We start from the raw sequence: 21400 nt of genomic DNA, 5'->3' as shown, positions 1-21400 counted from the left end.
CTACTTCGCGTTCGCGGTGTCGAGCGCGTCCTGCAGGTTGGTCTGCAGGTCCGCGAGGATCGCCTCCGGGTCGCCCGACGCCAGGCCCTCGAGGGCCGAGTTGAAGTCGGTGATCACGGTGGCGGCGCCGGCGAAGGCGACCGGGCTGACGGCGTAGTCGTTGCCGGTGACGAAGGCGGCGTTCTCGGGGTACTTGCTCGCGTACTCCGCGGCGCCCGACTCGGTCGACGGGATCACGCCGAACGCGTCCGAGAAGGCGAGCTGCTGCTCGTCCGAGGTGAGCGACGCGACGAGCGACTCGGCCTGGTCGGCGGTGGTGCTGCCGGCCGGGATGCCCCAGCAGTTGCTGAAGGTGAAGGTCGACTTGCCGACGGGGCCCGCGGGCAGCTCGGCGACCGTGTAGTTCACGTCCGGGTAGTCGGCCTCGAGCGCGCCGTTGATCCACGGGCCCTCGATCACCATCGCGGCCGCGCCCTTGCCGAACGCCTCCCCGGACCAGCCGGAGTCGAGGTCGGCCGGGAACTTCAGCACGCCGTCGCTCAGCAGGGTCTTCACCTCGGTGAGGCCCGCGACGTTCTCGGGGGTGTCCGCGGTGACGGTGGTGCCGTCCTCGGAGAGCAGCGAGCCGCCGGCCTGGTTCATGAAGGTGCCGATGCGGGCGTACTCGGGGCCGAAGGACAGCCCGGTCACGCCGTTCGCGGTGAGCTTCTGCGCGGCGGACTGGAGCGACGCCCAGTCGGTCGGGACGTCCGCGTCGGTCAGGCCCGCGGCCGCCCAGAGGTCGGTGTTGATCACGAGGCCCAGCGTCGAGAAGTCCTTGGGCTCGCAGTAGAACTGGTCGTCGTAGGTGAAGGCGTCGCGCAGCGCCGGGTAGAAGGCGTCGGCGTCGTCCGCGTCCTGCGCGTAGGGCTCGAGGTAGCGGTTGCTCGCGTAGGTCTGGAACTGGTGCCAGCTCATGTAGAAGAGGTCGGGCGGGTTGCCGCCCGAGAAGCCCTGGCCGAGCTGCTGGGTGAGGTCGCTGGCCGCGACGACGTCGACGGCGGTGTCGTTCGCCTCGCCCCAGGAGTTCACGGCGTCGGTGACGGCGGTGGTCTCGGCGTCGCCGGACGAGCCGATCATCACGGTGAGCCCGGCGGAGTCGTCCGATCCGCCGCCGCCGCTCGAGCAGGCGCCGAGGGAGAGGGCGAGGCCGCCGGCGAGGACCGCGGCACCCCAGCGTGCCGTTCTGGTGCTGTGCGTCATGTTCTGACCTTTCATGGGTTTCGGGAGGGAGTCGTGGGGAGTCGTGGGGGAAGGTGGCGCCCGGTGTGCGGCGTCAGCTCTCGGAGTGGTGGAGCGGGGTGCGCACGACGAGGTGCGGCGTGATGAGGCGGTGCGCCTCCCCGGGTGCGAGGGGGCGGTGGACGACGTCGTCGCCCTGCTCACCGAGGAGGAGCTCGAGGGCGCCGGCCGCGACGGCGCCGAGGTCCTGCTCGACGCTGGAGAGGCCGACGGCGCCGGCGACCGGGGTGTTGTCGAAGCCGACGATCGCGAGGCTCGGCCGGCCGACCGCGACAGCCGCCATCGAGGCGCCGAGGGCGAGGGAGTCGGAGACGCAGACGAGCCCGTCGACCTCGGGGTGCGCCTCGAGGAAGGCGATCGCGGCGGAGCGCGCGCGCTGCACGTCGTCCTCGGCCTCCGCGACGAGCAGCGGCACGTCGGCGAAGCGCTCCGCCATCACCCGCTCCCAGCCGCTGCGGCGGTCGTCGCCGGTCGCCGAGCCGTCCGGCCAGCCGAAGAAGGCGATCCGGGAGCAGCCCTCGTCGGCGAGATGCGCGGTGGCCTGCGCGACGCCCGCGGCGCCGTCGACGTCGACCCAGAGGTGCTGCGGGTCGCCCTGGTCGTCGAGCCCCCAGGGGCGCCCGAAGGTGACGAACGGCACGCCCTGCTCGATCAGCCAGGCCGTGCGCCGGTCGCCGTAGAAGGTCGAGGTGAGCACGAAGGCGTCGACGTCGGCGCCGTCGCGGAGCTTGCCGATCCGCTCGATCTCCTCCTCGGGGCTCGCCGCCGTGTAGAGCAGGATCCGCATGCCGCGGGCGTCGGCCTGCTCGGTGACGGCGTGCAGGAAGCGGTCGAGGAGGCTGCCGGAGACGCCGTCGAGCACCCGGTCCATCCGGACGCCGATCGTCCCCGACTTGCGGGTGCGGAGGCGCCGGGCGGAGGCGTGCGGCCGGTAGTTGAGGTCGCCGATCGCCTTCTCCACCCGCTCCCGCGTGCTCTCGCGCACGATCTGCGGGCTGTTCAGCACGTTCGAGACGGTCTGGCGCGAGACACCGGCTGCGCGGGCGACGTCCTCGACGGTCGGCAGTGCCATGCGTCCTCCTCGACGGGTGTGCGGTGGTGCGGTGCTCGGGCTTGATCGTTCAAATCCCCGCGGGCCGAGTTATTTGATCGATCAAATTCCTGGGTAATGTTACCTGCGGCGACGGCGCTGTCAACCGGCCGTACGCTCCAGTACCGACGATCCAGTGAGGAGTCGACCGTGACGACCGACCACGACGACCACCCCCGCCCGCCCCGGCAGCCCCTGCTGAACGACGCCGTCGTCCTGCTCCGGGCGCCCACCCAGCTCTGGAGCGACGACGCCGGCGAGCTCGGCGCGCTGCCCGCGCACGGGCTCTACCACGGCGACGTCCGCGTCCTGGCGGGCCTGCGCCTGCTCGTCGGCGGCGAGCCGCTCGAGTCGATCGCGGTCGGCCGCGACGGCGCCTCCTCCGCCCGCTTCACCGCCCTCGCGCGCCACCTCGACGACGACGCCGCCGACCCGCGCCTGCGCGTCGTGCGCCTCCGCACGGTCACCCCCGGCCGGCTCGAGGAGCGGATCCGGCTCGAGTCGGCGCTGCCCGACTCCGTCGCCACCACCGTCGAGCTCGCGCTCGACCCCGACTTCTCGCTCGTGCACGTGGTGAAGGCCGGGCTGCGCGACGAGACCGCGGTGGCGACCGCCGTCGACGGCTCCTCCCTGGTCTGGACGCACGCGGGCGCCCGCGCCGAGGTCCGCGCCGAGGGCGCCGTGGTCTCCCCCGGCGGGACGCTCTCCTGGGACGTCGTCGTCCCGGCCCGCGGCTCGGTCGAGGTCGCCTGGAGCATCGCGATGACCGACTCCGCGGCCGTCGTCGGCGCCGCCCCCGGCCCCGCGGAGTGGGCGGGCGCGACCGTCGAGGCCGGCGACTCGCGCCTCGCCGCCTGGTGCCGCGCCGCCCTCGACGACCTGGACGCGCTGCGGATGGTGACCCTGGAGCGGCCGGACGCGCCGTTCCTCGCCGCCGGCGCGCCCTGGTTCTTCACGCTCTTCGGCCGCGACTCGATCTGGGCGGCGCGGATGCTCCTCCCGCTCGGCACCGAGCTGGCCGCCTCCACCCTGCGGGTCCTCGCGGGGCTTCAGGGCACCGAGCACGTCGCCGAGACGGCCGAGCAGCCGGGCAAGATCATGCACGAGCTGCGCTCGACGACCCTCGAGATCCCGGGCGAGGGCGTCTCGCTGCCGCCGCTCTACTTCGGCACCGTCGACGCGACCGCGCTCTGGGTCTGCCTGCTGCACGACGCCTGGCGCTGGGGTCTCGCGGACGAGGAGGTCGAGGCGCTGCTGCCGGCGCTCGAGGCCGCGCTGCGCTGGCTCCGCGACGAGGGCGACTCCGACGGCGACGGATTCCTCGAGTACGTCGACACCACCGGCCACGGCCTCGCGAACCAGGGCTGGAAGGACTCGGGCGACTCGATCCAGTGGCGCGACGGCAGCCTCGCCGACGGGCCGATCGCGCTCTGCGAGGTGCAGGCCTACGCCCACGAGGCGGCGGTCGGCGGTGCGGCGCTGCTCGAGCACTTCGGCCGCGACGGAGCGGAGTGGCGCGCGTACGCCGCCGCGCTCAAGGACCGCTTCACCGGCGCCTTCTGGATCGACGACGCCGACGGCGGGCACCCCGCGATCGCGCTGGACGCGGCCAAGCGCCCGGTCGACACCGTCACCAGCAACATCGGGCACCTGCTCGGCACCGGGATCCTGCAGCAGGAGCAGGCGGCCCGCGTGGCGCAGCTGCTCGGCTCCCCCGAGCTCGACTCGGGCTACGGGCTGCGCACCCTGTCGACCGGCTCCGGCGGCTACTGGCCGCTCTCGTACCACGGCGGCTCGGTCTGGGCCCACGACACCGCGATCGCCGTGACCGGGCTCGCCCGCGAGGGCTTCGGCGCGGAGGCGACCGCCCTCTCCCGCGGACTGCTCGCCGCTGCCGAGGGCTTCGGCTACCGGATGCCCGAGCTGCACTCCGGCGACGCCGCCGCCGAGGTGGCGGCCCCCGTGCCGTACCCCGCCGCCTGCCGCCCGCAGGCCTGGTCGGCCGCCGCCTCGATCGCCGTGCTCTCCGCCGCCCTCGGCCTCGCCCCCGGCGGCTCGACGCTCGTCGTCGCCCCGATCACCCCGCCCCTCGCCGGCTCGATCCGCGTCGACGGGATCCGCTACCGCGGCTCCGTCGTCCCCATCGACTGGCGCGACGCCCACTGAGCGGCGGATGCTCCGCTCTTCCTGCCGCCCCAGCGGCCCTCGCCGAACGAGCGGCCCGCGCCGCCCCCTTTGCTGATCGAGTAGCCCGCGCAGCGGGCGTATCGAGATCCACCACCATCAGGACGCAGACCCTGCAGACCATCATCCTGACGACGGCGGGTCTCGATACGCCCCTCCGGGGCTACTCGACCAGCATGCAAGGGCGCCGCCTCACCGGGCCGCGCCGCCGTCAGGACAGCCGCGCCACGACCGCGCGAGCGATCAGCCGGCCGGAGCGGTTCGCGCCGATCGTCGACGCCGTCGGCCCGTAGCCCGCGAAGAAGACCCGGGGGTCCGTGAGCGACGCGCCGTCCTCGACCGCGACCCCTCCCTCGCGCTCGCGCAGGCCGAGCGGCGCGAGGTGCCGCAGCTCCGGCCGGAATCCCGTCGCCCAGATGATCGCGTCGGCGCGGGTGTAGGAGCCGTCCGGCCAGCGCACCCCGTGCGGCTCGATCGAGGAGAACATGCCGCGCTCGTGCAGCACGCCGCGCTCGATGCCCGCCACGACCCGGCGCGTGCGCTGCACCCCGGTGCCGCCGACGATGCTCGGCAGCGCGCGGCCGGCCCGCGCCGCGCGGTCCTGCTCCGCCACCGCCTCCACCGCCGACTCCAGCGCGAGCTGCTCGCCGTCCCGGTAGACCACCGGTCGCCGCGTCGCCCAGGTCAGCGAGCGCGCGACCCGCTCCAGCTCGAGGAGGAAGCCGATCGCGGAGGTCCCGCCACCGACCACGATCACCTGCTGCCCGGCGAAGTCGGCGGCGCGCAGGTACTCGGTCGTGTCGATCTGGACGCCCTCGAAGTCGTCCCGGCCCGGGTAGTACGGCAGGAACGGCGAACCCCAGGTCCCGGTGGCGTTGACGAGGATCCGGGCGCGCTCGCTGCCGGCGTCGGTCTCCACGACGAGCGGTGCCGTCCTGTCGCCGATCGTCGCACTGCTGACGCCGCGCACCGCCACCGGCCGCCGGACGGCGAGTTCGTAGGCGCTCTCGTAGGCCTCGTAGTACTCCGTGACGACGTCGCGCGCGGGCCGGCGGCGGTCCGCGGTCGCGAAGGACAGGCCGAGCCGGTCCATCCCGGGCAGGTCGTGCACGCGGTGCGCGGAGCCGAGCCGGAGCGCCTCCCAGCGGAACTGCCAGGCACCGCCGGCGCGCGGCCCGCGGTCCAGGACGGCGAAGTCGACGCCCGGGCGCAGGCCCAGACGGCGGAGGTAGTAGGCGACCGAGAGCCCCGCCTGACCGGCGCCGACCACGACGACGGGCCGCGGATCGAGCGCACTGTCCACGGTGCTCCCCACGCGGTCGGGAGGCGCCGCTCACTCCGCTGCTCGCGCACAGGGGGGCCGGTGCCTCGTCTGCTAAACTACCGGCTAGATTTCATACTTCCTGTCTGCTTCTTTTTCTCCAGCCGGCTCACCGCCCGTCTGGCCTGTCATCGTGAGGGGGTCACCCATGGGGCGCGGCCGTCAGAAGGCAAAGAACACCAAGATCGCTCGGGAGCTGAAGTCGTTCAGCCCAACGGTCGATTACAGTGCGCTCGAGCGCGAGCTCAGCCACCCGGACGAGCCGGACTACTCGAAGTGGATCGACGATGAGGACGAGGGCGACGACACCGACCTCGTCGAGGAGCAGCACCAGAAGCGTGCCTGATCCCTCCTCCGCCGCGGGGCCGCTCCAGTCGAGCGACCCCGCGGCTTCTGCGTTCCCGGAGCGGTCCGCGTTCCCGGAGCAGCCAGCGTTCCCGGAGCAGTCTCCGTTCCCGGAGCAGTCCGGGCAGCACGGCCGCGTCGAGCAGCTCTCCACCCGTGTCGCCTATGAGACCCCGTGGATCCGCGTCCGCGAGGACGAGGTGCGCTGGCCCGGCGGCGTCGAAGGCGTCTACTCCGTCGTCGAGCGCGCCGACTACGCGCTGATCGTCCCGCGCGAGCGCGACGGCTTCTGGCTGGTCGAGCAGTACCGCTACCCGATCGGCCGCCGCACCTGGGAGTTCCCGTCCGGCGGCTGGCCGCACGACTCGCCCGGCGGCGACGCCGAGGCGCTCGCGCGTGCCGAGCTGCGCGAGGAGACCGGCCTGCGCGCCGGACGACTCCGACCGCTCGGCCGGCTCAGCGAGGCCGACGGGTTCGTCGCGCAGTCGTTCGACGTCTTCCTCGCCGAGGACCTCGAGCACGGCGAGCCCGAGCGCGAGGAGACCGAGCAGGACATGCGGCAGCAGTGGTTCCCGGACGCCGAGGTGGCGGCGATGGTCCGCTCCGGCGCGATCGTCGGCACCTCCGACGTCGCCGCGCTCGGGCTGTTCTGGCTGGACCGGGGGCTCGGCTCGTGAGCGCGCCGACCGCCCGGGCGCGCTCGATGTCGGTCGTCGCTGCCAGGATGTCGAGATGAAGCCCGCGTCCGCGCCGTCGCCCGTGTGGCACTCGGAGACGCGCGGCCGCGACCTCGACGAGGCGCGCGCGTTCTACTCCCGCGGCTACAACGGGTCGGGCTTCCGCGCCGAGCACACCCGCGTCCCGTTCGCCTACCGCTACGCGTCGACCGGCCCGGGCCCCGTGAGCCTGCACGCCGCCTCCTTCCTCGGCTCGGTCCGCGGCACGGTCGAGCCCACCGGCGTCTACATCGTGCTCTGGCTCAACGAGGGGCGCGCGAGCCTCGACCTCGGCCGCGACGAGAACCGCCTGGTCGCCGGCCGGCCGGCGATGTTCCCCTCCGGCCGCCCGTTCGGCTTCGAGACGAGCGAGTACCGCGACGCGCTGGTCCACTTCGACTCCGCCTACCTGGAGCGCGCCGCCGCCGAGCGGCACGGCACCGAGCCCGGCCCGATCCGCTTCGCCCCGCTCGCGCACTCGCCCGCCCCCTGGTGGGCGGCGGTGCGGGTGCTCCGCGACACGCTCACCGGAGTGAAGGCCCCCTCGTCGCTGCAGCGCGAATCCGCGTCGCAGGTCGCCGCCGCGGCCGTGCTGCAGGCCTTCGCGCACCGGGTCGTCCCGCTGCCCTCCGCACCTCACTCGGTCAGCGCCCGGCGGCTGCGACGGGCGGTCGAGTTCGTGCACGCGAACGCCGACCTGCCGCTCGGCGTCGCCGACATCGCCGACGCCGCCGGACTGACCGTGCGCGGCGTCCAGCTCGCCTTCCAGCGCGCCTACTCGATGACGCCGCGGCAGTACCTGCGCGGCGTGCGCCTCGACCTCGCCCACGACGAGCTCGTCGCCGGCGGCCCGCAGACCCTCGTCGTCGGCGACGTGGCTGCTCACTGGGGATTCATCAGTGGCGGCCGGTTCGCCCAGCACTACACCCAGCGCTTCGGCGAGCTGCCGAGCGAGACCCTGCGGCGCTGAGCCCTCGCTGAGTCGGCGGGGCTGAGTCCGCGGGGCTGTGTCCGGGCCGCTGTGTCCGCGCCGCCGGACCGGCGTCACTCACTCCGCGACGCCGCAGGACGCAGCATCGGCCACCGCTCCCGAGCGTCGGCCCCGAGGACCTGGCCGCACCGCGAGGACTCCGCCGCGCCGACCCCGCGAGGGCTGTCGGAGGCGTAGTGTCCGAAGTCCACCCGCGGAACGACCCGCAGGTCCGCGTCGATGGAGCCGCGATGTTCGAACCCGAAGGATCCGCGCGCCCGGTCGCCCGGATCATGTCCGTGACCGCCGCACTGCTGATCGGCGCCGTCCTCGTCGGCGGCGCAGTCGGAGCCGCGGTCGCCCTGGCCCTCTACCTCCCGAGCGCGCTCGCCGCCGGAGCGCTCGACCCGTCCGCGCTGGTCGGCTTCGGGATGCTGATGGGCGTCGCCTCCGGCGCCGGCCTCGGCGCAGTGGGAGGCCTCGGCGCGATCGCCGGCATGGTCACCGTCCGCGCGATGAGCCGTCGGAGCGGCGCCTTCATCGCCGGGACGAGCGTCGGCGCCGCGTTCGGCGTGCTGGTCCTCGCCGCGAACCTCCTCGTCAGCCGGGACGCCGCGACCTGGATCACCGCACTCCTCGCCACGGCGGCCGCCTTCCTGCTCTGCGCCTGGGGCTCCTGGCTGCTGACCCGCCGCGAGCACTCCTGGGAGCGGGCGCACGCACCCGAGCGCGGGCGCCCTGCCGCGCAGCCCGCTGCTCCGGGCGCGGGACCCTCCCGGAGCCGCCACCGCCCGGCCTGACGCGGGCCCGATCGCCGCCCCACCTCCGGCACGCGAAACCGCCTCCGGCACGCCGGACCAGCCGATACTCGCGAGCCGAGACCCGTTCCGCGTGCCGAAGCTTCTCCGTCAGACCTCCGGCACGCGAGACCATCTCCGGCACGCAGAATCAGCCGATCTCCACGTGCCCAGCCGCGTTCCACGTGCCCAAGCTCCTCCGCCGGAACCTCCGGCACGCGGATCCAGCTCCGGCACGCCACATCAGCCGACTTCCACGAGCCGAGGCCCGTTCGACGTGCCCAAGCCCCTCCGCCGGAACCTCCGGCACGCGGATCCAGCTCCGGCACGCCACATCAGTCGACTTCCACGAGCCGAGGCCCGTTCGACGTGCCCAAGCCCCTCCGCCGGAACCTCCGGCACGCGGATCCAGCTCCGGCACGCCACACCAGCCGACTTCCACGAGCCGAGGCCCGTTCGACGTGCCCAAGCCCCTCCGCCGGAACCTCCGGCACGCGGATCCAGCTCCGGCACGCCAAACCGGCCGACTTCCACGAGCCGAGGCCCGTTCGACGTGCCGACGGTCTCCTCCGCCAGAACCTCCGGCACTCGAAAACACCTCCGGCACGCCCGATCAGCCGATTCCGACGAGCCGAAGCCCGATTCACGAGCCGAATGTCGAGCCGGACCGCCCCGCGGTCAGCCCGCGTACGAGCCGACCAGGCGCACCGCGCCGCCGTCGACGCCCTTGGCGCCCTGCTCGAAGCCGTCGAGCGAGCGCTCGCTCAGCGACACCCGGCCCGCGACCCAGGACGGCACGCCCGACGCCTCGAGCGCCGCGATGACCGCGGGCGCCGCGTCGGCGTCGACGACGGCGAACATCCCGATGCCGAGGTTCCAGGTGCCCTCGGTGCTCTCCAGCGTCGCCCCCGACATCGCGGCGAGCGCCCGGAACACGTCGGCCGGGCTCCAGCTCGAGCGCTCGACCTCGACCCAGGAGCCGCGCGGCAGCACCCGTGCCAGGTTCGCCGCGATCCCGCCGCCGGTCACGTGGCTGATCGAGTGCACGCCCGCGCCGAGCGCGTCGTCCTCGAGCACGCGGAGCAGCGGCGCCGTGTACAGGCGGGTCGGCTCGAGCAGCACCTCGCCCACGACGCCCCCGAGCTCGGCGGAGGTGTCGGTGAAGCGGATCCCCTTCTCGGCGAGGATGTGGCGCACGAGCGAGTAGCCGTTGGAGTGCAGCCCGGAGGAGGCCATCGCGATCACCAGGTCGCCGTCGCGCACCCGGTCGGCGCCGCGCACCGCGTCCGCCTCGACCGCGCCGACGGCCGCACCGGCCACGTCGTAGTCGTCCGGGCCGAGGAGCCCAGGGTGCTCGGCGGTCTCGCCGCCGACGAGCGCGGTCCCGGTGGCCGAGCAGGCGCGGGCGATCCCCGCGACGATGTCCGCGATCCGCGCGGGGACGACCTTGCCGCAGGCGATGTAGTCGGTCATGAAGAGCGGGCGGGCGCCGACCACGACGATGTCGTCGACGACCATGCCGACGAGGTCCTGCCCGATGGTGTCGTGCTTGTCGATCGCCTGCGCGATGGCGACCTTCGTGCCGACGCCGTCGGTCGAGGTCGCGAGCAGCGGCGCCCGGAAGTCCTTGAGGAACGAGACGTCGTAGAGCCCGGCGAACCCGCCCACTCCCCCCAGCACATTGCGGTCGTGGGTGGCGGACACCGCCGCCTTCATCAGCTCGACGGCGAGGTCCCCGGCCGCCGTGTCGACTCCCGCGCGGGCGTAGCTGCTCGTCTCGTTGCTCACGCGACGACCCTACCGAAGGGCCGCGCCGTGCAGACGCTGCGATCAGCCGGGGACGACCACCCCGCATCGAGCTCGGGCGGACCGCACCCCCTTCAGGGGTTGATCTCGGGATCGAGAGTGACGGCGAGATGGTTGCGTTGCCATGCTCGGCGCGTCCCCTCTTCATCCTGGACGGCAGCGCAATCCACGCCGTCCTCCGCGCCCCCGAGGAAACCTGATGGCCGACCCCGCCTCCCCGTCCGGCTCGCCACTCCGCCGGCGCTCGATCGTGGCGGCCGCCGCCTGGACGATCCCCACCGTCGCCCTGGTCACCGCGGCGCCGCACGCCGCCGCCTCGACGCCGCCCGAGCCCGTCGGTCCGCCCGATCTGCTCGACGTGACCGGCTTCGAGGCGGTCCGCTGCGACGTCGTGCCCGCCGGCACCGTGCTCTTCCGCGCCCTCGACGGGACGTCTCCCGCGGCCAGGGGCGCCACGGTGACCGTCACGCTCCCGCCCGGGCTCGGCTTCTCCGCCGGCGGGACCTCCGCCGTGGTGGCGGTCGGCACGGAGGGCGTCGTCTCCGTCCCGGCGTTCGCCGCGTCAGGGTCCGCGGGCTCCTACACGATCACGGCCACCTACGGCACGGCGATCGCCTACGCGCCGGGGACGGTGACCGCGAGCCCCGGCCAGGTGGTGGAGCTCACGCGCTCCCCCGGCGGCGCGAACCAGCAGCCGACGTTCTCCACCGCCGTCGTGCCCGGAGTCGCCGACGGCGTCCACGGTGCCATCTCCGGCGACGAGCTCGCCGCCAGCGCCGGCCGGAACGCCGCCGTGCTGACCGCCGACGGCCGGGTGCGGTACTGGGGAGCGAACCTCGGCGCCCCGGTGACTGCTCCCGGAACCCTGACGTTCGCCGGAGCCGCGGTGACGGGCATGGTGTTCATCGACACCTGGACCTGCGTGCAGGCCGGCAACACCTCCGCCGGTGGCATCGCCGCGGGAGCCGGAGCGGACTCCGTCCGCCAGTGGTACCGCACGGGGACCGGCACCGGGCCGCTCACCGTCGTGGCGGTGACCGGCGTCACCGGCACGGTCCTCGCCGCGGAGTCGAACGACGGCTACAGCTACGCCCTCACGAGCACCGGCCTGCACTGGTGGGCGAACGCGACCTCGGGCGAGCAGATCGCCGCCACGCTCATCGCGGGCACGGCCGGGGCGTCGGCGATCAGCACCTGGAGCTACCGCCGAGCCAACGGCGTCCTCGCCTTCGGCGGCGGGATCCTCCGCGCCGACGGGGGCGTCAGCGCCTGGAACGGCAGCCACGCCCTCACCGCCCTCGGCGGCGCTCCGGCGGACATCGTCGAGTTCCAGGCCGGGCAGTCCACCGTCTACGCCCTCACCGGCTCCGGCGAGCTGTGGACGCAGGGCGCCGCGTTCACCTCGTCGCCCGGCGGCGCGGGCTGGATCCTGCGCGCCGAGAACCTCGCGACGACCCACGCCTGGACCTACGAGGGCTACACCGGCGGCGTGTACGCCACCACGGCGGGAACGGTCGCCCAGTTCTTCGCCGCGCAGCCCGCGGGCAACGCCTACCGCACGGAGGCGAGGACGATCCCCGCGGGCGTCACCCTGACGAAGGTGTTCAGCACGGACGGCACCTACCTGGCGCTCGCCTCGAACGCGACCGTCTACGCCTGGGGCGGCAACCTCGACAACTCCGGCCGCTCGCAACCCGCCCTCGTCGCCGGAGTCACGAACGCGACCGACCTGAACGCCTGGGGCTACCACGGACCGTCCTACGTGGGCGGCGGGTACGTCATCTCCTCGACCGGCTGCTGACGCAGGACGCGCCATCGGCGGCCCGCACGACGCGCCAGCTTCGGCGGGCGCCGCGCTGGTCGACAGCGCTCCGTCCGGAGACCGAGCCCGCTCCCGCACTGGCGTAGCGCGCTCTCCCGAGCCTCCCCAGCAGGGAGCCGCCCGACTGCCGATCCGATCAGCTTCGAAGATCCTCAGAGGCGATTCGCGCGTCGGCTGCCAGGCTCTCGACCCGAGACGAGGTGAGGTCCGCTCACCTGTCCGTCGACAGGCAGGAGTGGGCAGTGGTGCACACGATGTTCCGAGGGAGCGCGACCGGCGATCGGAGCCGCGGGCGGCGCGTGCCGCTCCTCGCCGTCGCCGCCCTGGTCGCCCCGCTCCTCGCACCGGTCGCCGGCGCGGTCCCGACGGCGCCCACCGTCGAGCGAGTCGCCGCCGCGACCGCCGATGCCGCTGAAGCCTCCACCGACGCCGACGCCGCATCCCTCGCGAGGACGTTCGACCACGATGTCGTGGTCAGCAGCAGGACGACCGCGACCGAGATCACGACGGCCCTGCCCGACGGCACGATGCAGTACGTCGCGAGCACGGAGCCGCAGCGCGTCGAGCGGAACGGCACGTGGATCGACGTGGATACCACGATGTCCCGGACGGCCGATGGCGCGATCGAGCCCGCAGTCGCCACGGTGCCCGTCCGATTCTCGGGAGGCGGTGATCGGAAGCTGGCGCAGATCCGGACGGCGACGGGCGCCTGGCTGTCGATGAACTGGGAGCACGGCGTATTGCCGAGCCCGGTTCTGGACGGCTCGACGGCGCTGTACCAGGACGTCTTCCCCGAGGTGGACCTCCGGGTCGCGTCGACCAACGTCGGGATGTCGCAGGTCCTGATCGTGAAGACGCCGGAGGCCGCCACGAATCCGGAGCTCGACACCGTCCGCTTCGAGTTCGACGGCGGCGAGGTCTCTCGGGAGGCCGACGGCGGCCTTTCGGCGGAGATCGACGGGAGGGACTCCGCCCTCGTCGCGAGCGCGCCGACCTGGTGGGACTCGTCCTCCGTCGACGCGGGGAGTCGGCCGACGGGCGACGCTCCCGAGTCGAGCACGGTCCCGACGAGCACGACGGGCGATTCGCTGTCTCTGGACGTCGACTCCGTTCTCACGACTCCCGGCCTCGACTATCCCGTCTTCATCGACCCGGACTTCTCCGGCACTCGCGCTCACTCGTGGTGGGTGGCGTCCAACCTGCCGAACGCCTCGTTCCTCGACGGGCAGGGCAACGACGGCCGCGGGCAGTCCGTCGGCTCGGTCGACGATCCGGCGGGGGACATCCGCAACGCCCGGTCCTTCTTCCTGATGCCCACCGAGGGCATCAAGGGCGCGGAGATCATCAGCGCGAGCTTCAGCGCGCACGAGATCTGGTCCTGGAACTGCACCGCGACACCGGTCGAGCTCTGGTGGACCGGCAGCATGCGCGAGGGCGCGACCTGGAACGAATCGGGTGGCGGGAACTGGATCCAGAAGCTCGACACCGTCGACGCCTCCGGGCGGCGCGGCGCGGCGGACTGCCCCGAGAAGAACGTCGGGTGGAACGCCACCGAAGGAGCGAAGGTCGCCGCCGGCGCGAACGCCGACACCATCACCTTCGGACTGCGGGCGCCGGATGAGGGCGACCACAGCCAGTGGAAGCGGTTCGATCCCTCGGCCTCGATGACCGTCACCTACGACCGCAGGCCGGAGTCGCCGACGAACGTGGTGATGTCGACGCCCGATCGCGGCTGCGGGGTCGCCTCCGATCCCGCCTGGGTGACCAACCGGACAGCGCTCGTCCTGCGTGCGACGATGCACGACCCCGACGGCGATCCGATGTACGGGCGCTTCCAGGTCGTGACCGCGAGCAGCGGCGGCACCGGCCACGACGCCCCGCCGGGCTCGACCAGGGTCGTCTTCGCCACCACACCGGTCGAGCCCGACCGCTGGGACCGCACGATGACGCTCGACGCCGGAACGCTGGCGGACGGTCGCTACGCCTGGTCGGCCCGTGCGGACGACGATCGTCTCCAGTCGGACGACTCCCCGTGGTGCTACTTCACCGTCCGCAACAGCGGCCCCTCGACCCTCCCGACGATCACGAACGACTCCAGCCCCGCGAGCTACACCGTGGGCCGGCCGTTCACCATTCATTTCGAGGCACCGGCCGAGGACGGGGTGGACAGATTCCTCTACCGCTGGGTCCCCACCGACGGGGTGCCGAGCGACTACAGCCTGAAGACCGAGGTCGACGCGCTGCCCGCCTGCGGGACCCGGACCGGGGAGGTCCAGGTCGTCTGCCCGGACGCCTCCGGACGGTCGGCGACGATCACGGTCGCGCCGATCGCCGAGGTCTCGACGCTCCTCGTCACGAGCGTCGACAAGGTCGGCAGCTGGGCGAACGTCGCCAACGCCGACGGCACCCGATCCACCGTCGCACAGCTCAGGATCGCCGCCTCCGCCGACCCGACGACCCCCACCCGCCCGCAGACCTCCGCCCCGGTCACCCCGCATCCGCTTGACCACTAGTCCGTCTCCGACGGCACACCCTCGAGAAACGGGCCTTCCTGTGGCATCTCCGAACTCCCTCCTCCGTCGCGCCCGCTTCCGGCGCCTCCTCGCCTCGACGGTCAGCGCCGTGCTGGTCGTCACGGTCCTCTCCGTGACACCTGCCCACGCCGCCGAGGTCGTGCCGCCGGTCGATCGGGGCGTCCTCGTCGACGTCGATGCGATCGCCGGACGCGAGTCCGACGGGGAAGCGGCACCGGCTCCACTCGTGGACGAGGCAGCACTGCCGGAGCCGGAGTCGTTCGACGTCGATCTGTCAGCGGAGACCCCCTCTCCCCCGTCGCCGGAGGCCGCGTCGCCCGCTGCGGCGTCGACGGCGATGCGCCTCGCGGCGCTCCCGTCAGCAGACGATCCGGAGGCAGAGGCGCACACGTCCCCGACGGAGCTCGGCGACACGGGCATCACGGTCCAGGCGAGTCCGGCGGAGGGCTCTCCCGCCGTCGAGTCGGTGTCCGTCTCGATCCTCAGCGCCGAGGAGGCGGCGGCGAAGGGTGCGACCGGTCTGACCCTCGAGGTGTCCCGCACGGACGGGACGACCGCAGCGGGCGTCGTCGAGCTGTCGGTGCCGGACGAGCTGACCTCGGCCCTCTACGGCGGCGACTACGCCTCGCGGGTGTCCTGGGTGCAGATCCCGGAGTCTCCCTCGACGACGACGACAGCGGAGCCGGCGTCATCGATCAGGACGGCGGCGGCGATCACGCCCCGTAGAGCCGCGGCGACACCGGTGGCGTCGAAGAGCACCGCCGGAGCGAGCGTCATGAGGGTGCAGGCGGACGCGGCGCCGACCGTGGTGACCGCGGCCGCGGCGGCGAGCTCGGCGGCGGGGAACGGCGACTACCGGGCGACCTCGCTCGCGCCGTCGAGCACGTGGGACGTCAGCGCCCAGACCGGCGCCTTCGTCTGGAGCTACCCGCTCGCCGTCCCGCCGCCGGCGGCCGGCCCGCAGCCGGAGCTCGCCCTCGCCTACGACTCGCAGAGCGTCGACGGCCGCACCGCGTCCACGAACAATCAGACCTCGGTCGTCGGCGAGGGCTGGGACCTGGCCGGCAGCGGCTTCATCGAGCGCAGCTATCTCCCCTGCGCCCTGGAGGACGAAGCCGGCCGTGATGCGAAGGCGTCCGGCGATCTCTGCTGGAAGACCGACAATGCGACTCTGTCGTTCGGCGGGCACTCCGGCGTGCTCGTCCGGGACGGGACGACGAACGTCTGGAAGCTCGAGCAGGACGACGGATCCCGGATCGAGAAGCTCACCGGATCGGCCGAGTGCGTCGGCAACGGCGCGAAGGACGCCGAGTGCTGGCGGATGACCACCACCGACGGCACCCAGTACTTCTTCGGCCGGAACCGCCTCCCGGGCTGGTCTCCGGGCAGTCCCGAGACGAAGTCGGTCTTCACCGCGCCCGTCTTCGGCGACGACGCGGGTGAGCCCTGCCACGGCTCGACCTTCGCGTCGTCGTCCTGCACGCAGGCGTGGCGCTGGAACCTCGACTACGTCGTCGACACGCACGGCAACGCCGAGGTCTTCTCCTACGCACAGGAGACCAACCGCTTCCGATCGACGGCCGGCACCGGCCCGACCGCCTACGTGCGCGGCGGTGCTCTGACGAGCATCGAGTACGGCATGACCGAGGGCACCGTCTACGCTCCGAACGCCGCGACCGGGAGGGTGACCTTCGGCTACAGCGCCACCGGGCGCTGCAACGCCTCCGATGCGAGTGCGTGCGCCCCACTGGCCCTCGGGGGCGACGTCCGGACACCGGGTGTGGACGGCGCCGCGGGAAGCGCGAGCGTCTACCCCGACGTCCCGTTCGACCTCAACTGCACGACCGGCAGCTGCGACGGTCAGCGCTCGCCCACCTTCTGGACGACCGCGCGCCTGGACAACGTCACCACCCAGGTCCGCACCTCCTCCGCCTACGCCACCGTCGACACCTGGACGCTCGGCCACTCCTTCCCCGAGACGGGCGACGGCACCGACCCCGCCCTCTGGCTCGATTCGATCGCGCACACCGGCGGGAGCGGCGCGAGCACGCTGCAGGAGGGGACGACGACGTTCTCCGGCCGACAGCTCCAGAACCGGGCACGAGCCGCGATCGGCTACGCGCTCCTCAACAAGATGCGGCTGAACGCGGTCCGGCTGCCCACCGGCGGCGGGATCAGCGTCACCTACCTCGCCCCCGAGTGCGACGACCCCGCCGTCCAGTCCGCGGTGCTCGGCGATCTCGCCGGGAACACCAGACGCTGCTTCCCGCAGTGGTGGACGCCGAAGGTCACCGGAGCGGTGCCGCGCCTGGACCTCTTCAACGCCTACGTCGTCGGCACGATGCTCGAGAGCCCGCAGACCGACGGCGCCGTCGACCCGACGAAGGTGTCGACCTACGACTACAGCGGAGGGGTGGCCTGGCGCTACGACCGGAACCCCCTGCTCCCGGAGGCGAAGCGCACCTGGTCGGAGTACGCCGGCTACGCGCAGCTGAGCGTTCGGGTCGGCGATCCGGGCACCTCCGACAAGCGGGTCCGGACCGACTACGTCTTCTACCGGGGACTGAACGGAGACCGGGGCAAGCCGGGCACGCGCATGGTCCCCGGCACCGAGGCTCCCGACGACCGGTGGCTCGCCGGCCGGGTGCGCGAGGTGAGGACGTACGTCGACGACACGGTGCTCACCGGCACGGTGACGACGCCGTGGGCCTCCGCCGTCGGCGCCGACGACGGCGCCCGGCAGTCCCGGAAGCTCGGCGACGGGAGCGTGCAGGTCACGGAGCGCCTCTCCACCGGCGGCGACCGAGTGACCACGACGACGACCGCCTTCGACCCGACCTACGGCTACCCGACCGCGGTCAGCGTCGTCTCCCCCGCCGGAGAGCTCTCCAGCTGCACGATCACGAACTACGCCGCCGCGAACACGACGGCCTGGATCATCGGGCTCTCCAGCGAGGTCCTGAAGCTCGGGAAGGCCTGCGGCGTCGACGCGAGCTACCCCGACGACGTCATCGTCCAGACCCGGGCGGCGTACGACGGAGCGGAGGTCGGCGCCGCGCCGTCGCGGGGCGACGCCACCGGCAACTGGGTCGCCGCGTCGTACTCCGGATACACCCCGACCTGGTTGCGGACCAGCACCACCGGCTACGACGCCGTCGGCCGGGTCATCTCGGTCGCCGACGTCGCGCAGCGCACCACGACGACCGCGTACACCCCGGCCGCGGGTGCGGCCGCGGGCTCCGGCGCCCCGACGCAGATCGTCGTCACCAACCCGAAGGGCTGGCAGACCGTCACCGCGCTCGACCCCGCCCGCGGTCAAGCCACGACGAGCACCGATCCGAACGGCCGGATCACCTCGACCGACCACGACGCCCTCGGCCGGCTGACGGCGGTCTGGCGGCCCGGCCGGCTGAAGACGGAGAACCCGGACTCCCCGAGCCTCGGCTTCAGCTACGCGATCCACGCGACCGGGATCTCCACCGTGGAGACGTCGAGGATCTCGGCCGGGCAGGTCCTGAAGAAGCTCGACGTCTACGACGGCCTCGGCCGGTTCGTGCAGTCCCGGACCCCGGGGCCCGAGAACAGCACGGTCGTGGCGGACACGCAGTACGACTCGCTCGGCCGGATCGTCGCCACCAACGGCCCGTACGGCGCGAACAAGGAGTACTCGAGCAGCGCCGTGGTGCTGCAGGCCTACTCGTCCAACAACATCCCGACGCGCACCGTCCACTCCTACGACTCGGCGGGCAGGATCACCGCCTCCTCGCTCTACGAGGTCGGCAACCACCTCCGCTCGACGACCACGACCAGGTACTCCGGAGTCGACCGCGTCGACGTCACTCCGCCCGCCGGCGCCACCGCGCAGACGACCTACACCGACGCGCGGGGCCTCACCAGCCGGCTCGTCCAATGGCAGGGAGCCGTCGACTCCGCCTCGCCGATCACCACCGCCTACAGCTACACCGCCCAGGGCCGGATGGCGACCATGAAGGATCAGAACGGCAGCACCTGGTCCTGGAGCTACGACGTCCGCGGACGCAAGACCGGCTCCAGCGATCCCGACACCGGATCGTCGAGCTTCACCTACGACGACGCCGGCAACGTGCTCACCTCGGTGGACGGCCGCGGAGTCGCCCTCGCGTACCGCTACGACGAGCTCGACCGGAAGGTGGCGCAGGTCGACGGCGCCGGAGTGCAGCTCGCCGGCTGGACCTACGATCTCCGCGCCAAGGGGCAGCTAGCCACCTCGTCCAGCACCGTCGACGGCACGACTTACCTGAAGAGCATCGACGCGATCGACGCCGGCTACCGGCCGACCAGCGTCACGACCTCGATCCCCGAGGGCGCGCCGGCCTTCTCCGGCTTCCGCTACACGCAAGGGTCCGAGTACTACCCGGACGGGGCGCTGAAGAAGTCGATCCTCCCGGCCGTCGCCGGGCTGCCCGGACAGCCGGGCCTCCCCGCGGAGACGGTGGAGACCCGCTACGACTCCCTCGGGCTCGTCGCCGGCTCGACCGGACTGCGCGACTACGTGAGCAAGGTCGTCCTCACCAACACCGGCGACGTCGCCCAGTTCCAGAGCGACCCGGACCCGGGCGCGGCCGGGCACACGAAGATGTTCACCACCACCGACCACGACGGCGCGACCGGGCGGATCACCGCGATCCGCAACCTCACCATCGGCACGCGGGGGGCGTTCACGGTCGCGGACCGCACGATCGGCCGCAACCCCGCGGGCGGCATCACGTCGATCCGCACCAGGATCGGCGATCCCGGCATCGACACCGTCACGCCGTCCCCCGCGGACACGGCGGCGCAGGAGATGCAGTGCTTCGCGTACGACGCCCTGCAGAACCTGAAGGACGCGTGGACCCCGGCATCGGCCGACGGGAGATGGACGTGCGGTGACAGCGGCGAGGGAGTCGCACTCGGCGGGTCGGCCGCATACCGGACGACCTACACGGTCGATCCGGTCACCGGGAATCGGACGAAGCAGACGACGGCCGCGGCGGCGGGCGGCGGAGTCGCCTCGACCACCGACTACAGCTACGGTGCGGCCGGGCACGCCCACGCGGTGAGCGCGACGGCGCAGACCACCGGAGCCGGAGCGCCGGCGACGAGCAGCTACGCCTACGACGGCGCGGGCAACACAGTGAGCCGGCCCGGCCAGACCCTGAGCTGGGACGCGCGCGGGAAGCTGAGCGGCGTGGTTGCGGGTCCGGCCACCCAGGCGAACGTCTACGACGCGTCGGGCGACCTCCTGCTGCGCGTCGACTCCGGCGAAGGGGCGCGCCTCTTCCTGGGCGACACCGTGCTGCAGCGGAAGCCGGGCTCCTCGACCACCTCCGGGACCCGCACTTACGGCTTCAACGGCGCCGCCGTCGCGGAGCGGACCACGACCGCCGCCGCACCCGCAGTGAGCACCATCGTCTGGCTCGCGACCGACACGGTGGGAACGGCGTCCGTCTCCGTCGACCAGGCCACCGGATCCGTCCGCCGGCGCTTCATGGACCCCTACGGCAACAGCCGCGGGCCCGGATCCGGCTGGACGTCGAGCAACGCGTACCTGAACGCGCCGAGGTCGTCCGCCAGCGGCCTGACGCATCTCGGGGCGCGGGAGTACGACCCGGGCCTCGGGAAGTTCGTCAGCGTCGACCCGGTCCTGTCGCCGTTCGAGCCGCAGCAGAACAACGGGTACTCGTACAGCCAGAACAGTCCGGTCAGTCGTTCCGATCCCTCCGGCCTTCAGTCAGCCGATTCCGCCGAGCGATCGCACAGCACCGCAGCGGTACCCGCGGCGAACGGCACGGGCCGATTCGCGCCTCGTGGCCCCGGACCAGCGAAGCCGCACAACGTTCCCGGCAGCGAAAGCGCGCCGAAATGGTTCACCCAAACGACTCTTGACAACTGGGATTGGAAGTCGAAGGCCACACCTTACCCCCGAGCAGGCGTCTACAACGACAACCAGTACTGGGTCAATAAGCAGTGGGCTGACTTCCTCGAATCGCGAAGTATTGCGAAAATGCCAGCCTGGCAGCGAGACCTACTGGCAAACAATAAACATGCAGCGGATGTCGTCCGTCCATCTGTGTTACTTTTCACTGCGGCTTTGGGGAGCGTCGGCTCTGTTAGCGAGACTGCGGGAGTTGCCGCACAACAGACCACGAGTCTCTTGTCAATGGCGGGCAAGAGGGGTCTCAAGAGTTACGTCAGTCTGGCGGACGGCGGGGGTACCGCTCACATCATTGACCGACACATGAGTCCGGGCTTGCCGGAAAAGAGCCTTTTCCCTGAACACTGGTCCGCCGAGAAGATCATGCACGAAGTCTCGGATATAGCCACAGACCCGAGTCTGTCCTGGGCCTATCCGAACGGCCAGATAAAGGAATTGACAAATCGAGGCGTCCCGATTCGCGCGACAGTGACCGGGGAGAGAGAGGGCGTACTGATTAAGGTAGTCATCGAACCCGCGACCGATCGGATCATCACCGCTTATCCTGTCCGTCAATGAAGTCCGCCCTCCACGCGAGCAAA

At 72.6% G+C, this 21400-nt stretch carries 12 protein-coding genes; 8 read left to right on the top strand and 4 right to left on the bottom strand.

Going from position 1 to position 21400, the window contains the following annotated elements:
- Together EDF43_RS10110 and EDF43_RS10105 are read right to left on the bottom strand one after the other, a co-directional pair.
- Window positions 1-1242, bottom strand: coding sequence for an extracellular solute-binding protein (locus EDF43_RS10110; protein ID WP_132436599.1), 1242 nt, complete (start codon window positions 1240-1242; stop codon window positions 1-3).
- Between the two features lie 73 nt (window positions 1243-1315).
- Window positions 1316-2353: a LacI family DNA-binding transcriptional regulator gene (locus EDF43_RS10105; RefSeq protein WP_132436597.1), complete on the bottom strand. Its 1038-nt coding sequence runs from the start codon at window positions 2351-2353 to the stop codon at window positions 1316-1318.
- 168 nt (window positions 2354-2521) lie between these two features.
- Between EDF43_RS10105 and EDF43_RS10100 the strand changes: the two genes are divergently transcribed.
- Window positions 2522-4537, top strand: coding sequence for a glycogen debranching N-terminal domain-containing protein (locus EDF43_RS10100; RefSeq protein WP_243646274.1), 2016 nt, complete (start codon window positions 2522-2524; stop codon window positions 4535-4537).
- Window positions 4538-4766: 229 nt separating this feature from the next.
- Here EDF43_RS10100 and EDF43_RS10095 read toward each other — a convergent pair whose 3' ends face one another.
- A complete protein-coding gene (locus tag EDF43_RS10095) occupies window positions 4767-5858 on the bottom strand; it encodes an NAD(P)-binding domain-containing protein (protein ID WP_243646273.1) in 1092 nt (363 codons plus the stop codon).
- Window positions 5859-6024: 166 nt separating this feature from the next.
- Here EDF43_RS10095 and EDF43_RS10090 point away from each other — a divergent pair, with 166 nt between their 5' ends.
- The 4 genes from EDF43_RS10090 to EDF43_RS10075 all read left to right on the top strand — a co-directional run bounded on the left by EDF43_RS10090 (window position 6025) and on the right by EDF43_RS10075 (window position 8707).
- Window positions 6025-6222, top strand: coding sequence for a DUF3073 domain-containing protein (locus tag EDF43_RS10090; RefSeq protein WP_123448069.1), 198 nt, complete (start codon window positions 6025-6027; stop codon window positions 6220-6222).
- On the top strand, window positions 6215-6898 hold the full coding sequence (locus EDF43_RS10085) for an NUDIX hydrolase (protein WP_243646272.1): 684 nt from the start codon (window positions 6215-6217) through the stop codon (window positions 6896-6898). The genes EDF43_RS10090 and EDF43_RS10085 overlap by 8 nt, the downstream gene beginning before the upstream one ends.
- A 55-nt stretch (window positions 6899-6953) precedes the next feature.
- Window positions 6954-7907, top strand: coding sequence for a helix-turn-helix transcriptional regulator (locus EDF43_RS10080; protein WP_132436589.1), 954 nt, complete (start codon window positions 6954-6956; stop codon window positions 7905-7907).
- A 251-nt stretch (window positions 7908-8158) separates the two neighbouring features.
- Window positions 8159-8707: a hypothetical protein gene (locus EDF43_RS10075; protein WP_132436587.1), complete on the top strand. Its 549-nt coding sequence runs from the start codon at window positions 8159-8161 to the stop codon at window positions 8705-8707.
- 675 nt (window positions 8708-9382) lie between these two features.
- On the opposite strand, the gene purM is transcribed toward EDF43_RS10075, so the two are convergent.
- Window positions 9383-10492: a phosphoribosylformylglycinamidine cyclo-ligase gene (gene purM, locus EDF43_RS10070; protein WP_123737669.1), complete on the bottom strand. Its 1110-nt coding sequence runs from the start codon at window positions 10490-10492 to the stop codon at window positions 9383-9385.
- 217 nt (window positions 10493-10709) lie between these two features.
- Here purM and EDF43_RS10065 point away from each other — a divergent pair, with 217 nt between their 5' ends.
- The 3 genes from EDF43_RS10065 (at window position 10710) to EDF43_RS10055 (ending at window position 21377) form a co-directional block, all read left to right on the top strand.
- Entirely contained in the window at window positions 10710-12311 is a 1602-nt protein-coding gene (locus EDF43_RS10065; RefSeq protein WP_132436585.1) for a hypothetical protein, read from the top strand.
- A gap of 263 nt (window positions 12312-12574) precedes the next feature.
- On the top strand, window positions 12575-14845 hold the full coding sequence (locus tag EDF43_RS10060) for a hypothetical protein (RefSeq protein WP_132436583.1): 2271 nt from the start codon (window positions 12575-12577) through the stop codon (window positions 14843-14845).
- 40 nt (window positions 14846-14885) lie between these two features.
- The gene (locus EDF43_RS10055; RefSeq protein ID WP_132436581.1) at window positions 14886-21377 is read left to right on the top strand and encodes an RHS repeat-associated core domain-containing protein; all 6492 of its coding nucleotides are present in this window, start codon (window positions 14886-14888) and stop codon (window positions 21375-21377) included.
- The last annotated feature ends 23 nt before the right edge of the window (window positions 21378-21400 follow it).

The sequence above is a fragment of the Rathayibacter sp. PhB179 genome (assembly GCF_004345345.1).
GTDB lineage: Bacteria > Actinomycetota > Actinomycetes > Actinomycetales > Microbacteriaceae > Rathayibacter > Rathayibacter festucae.
Note: the sequence above shows the minus strand (reverse complement) of the source record. Positions and strands in the feature narration are given on the sequence as shown.

Excerpts from the sequence above, each read along its gene's own strand:
- EDF43_RS10065 (WP_132436585.1), top strand. The coding sequence starts at position 10,710 with ATGGCCGACCCCGCCTCCCCGTCCGGCTCGCCACTCCGCCGGCGCTCG.
- EDF43_RS10080 (WP_132436589.1), top strand. The coding sequence starts at position 6,954 with ATGAAGCCCGCGTCCGCGCCGTCGCCCGTGTGGCACTCGGAGACGCGC.
- EDF43_RS10075 (WP_132436587.1), top strand. The coding sequence starts at position 8,159 with ATGTTCGAACCCGAAGGATCCGCGCGCCCGGTCGCCCGGATCATGTCC.
- EDF43_RS10110 (WP_132436599.1), bottom strand. The coding sequence starts at position 1,242 with ATGACGCACAGCACCAGAACGGCACGCTGGGGTGCCGCGGTCCTCGCC.
- EDF43_RS10105 (WP_132436597.1), bottom strand. The coding sequence starts at position 2,353 with ATGGCACTGCCGACCGTCGAGGACGTCGCCCGCGCAGCCGGTGTCTCG.
- EDF43_RS10090 (WP_123448069.1), top strand. The coding sequence starts at position 6,025 with ATGGGGCGCGGCCGTCAGAAGGCAAAGAACACCAAGATCGCTCGGGAG.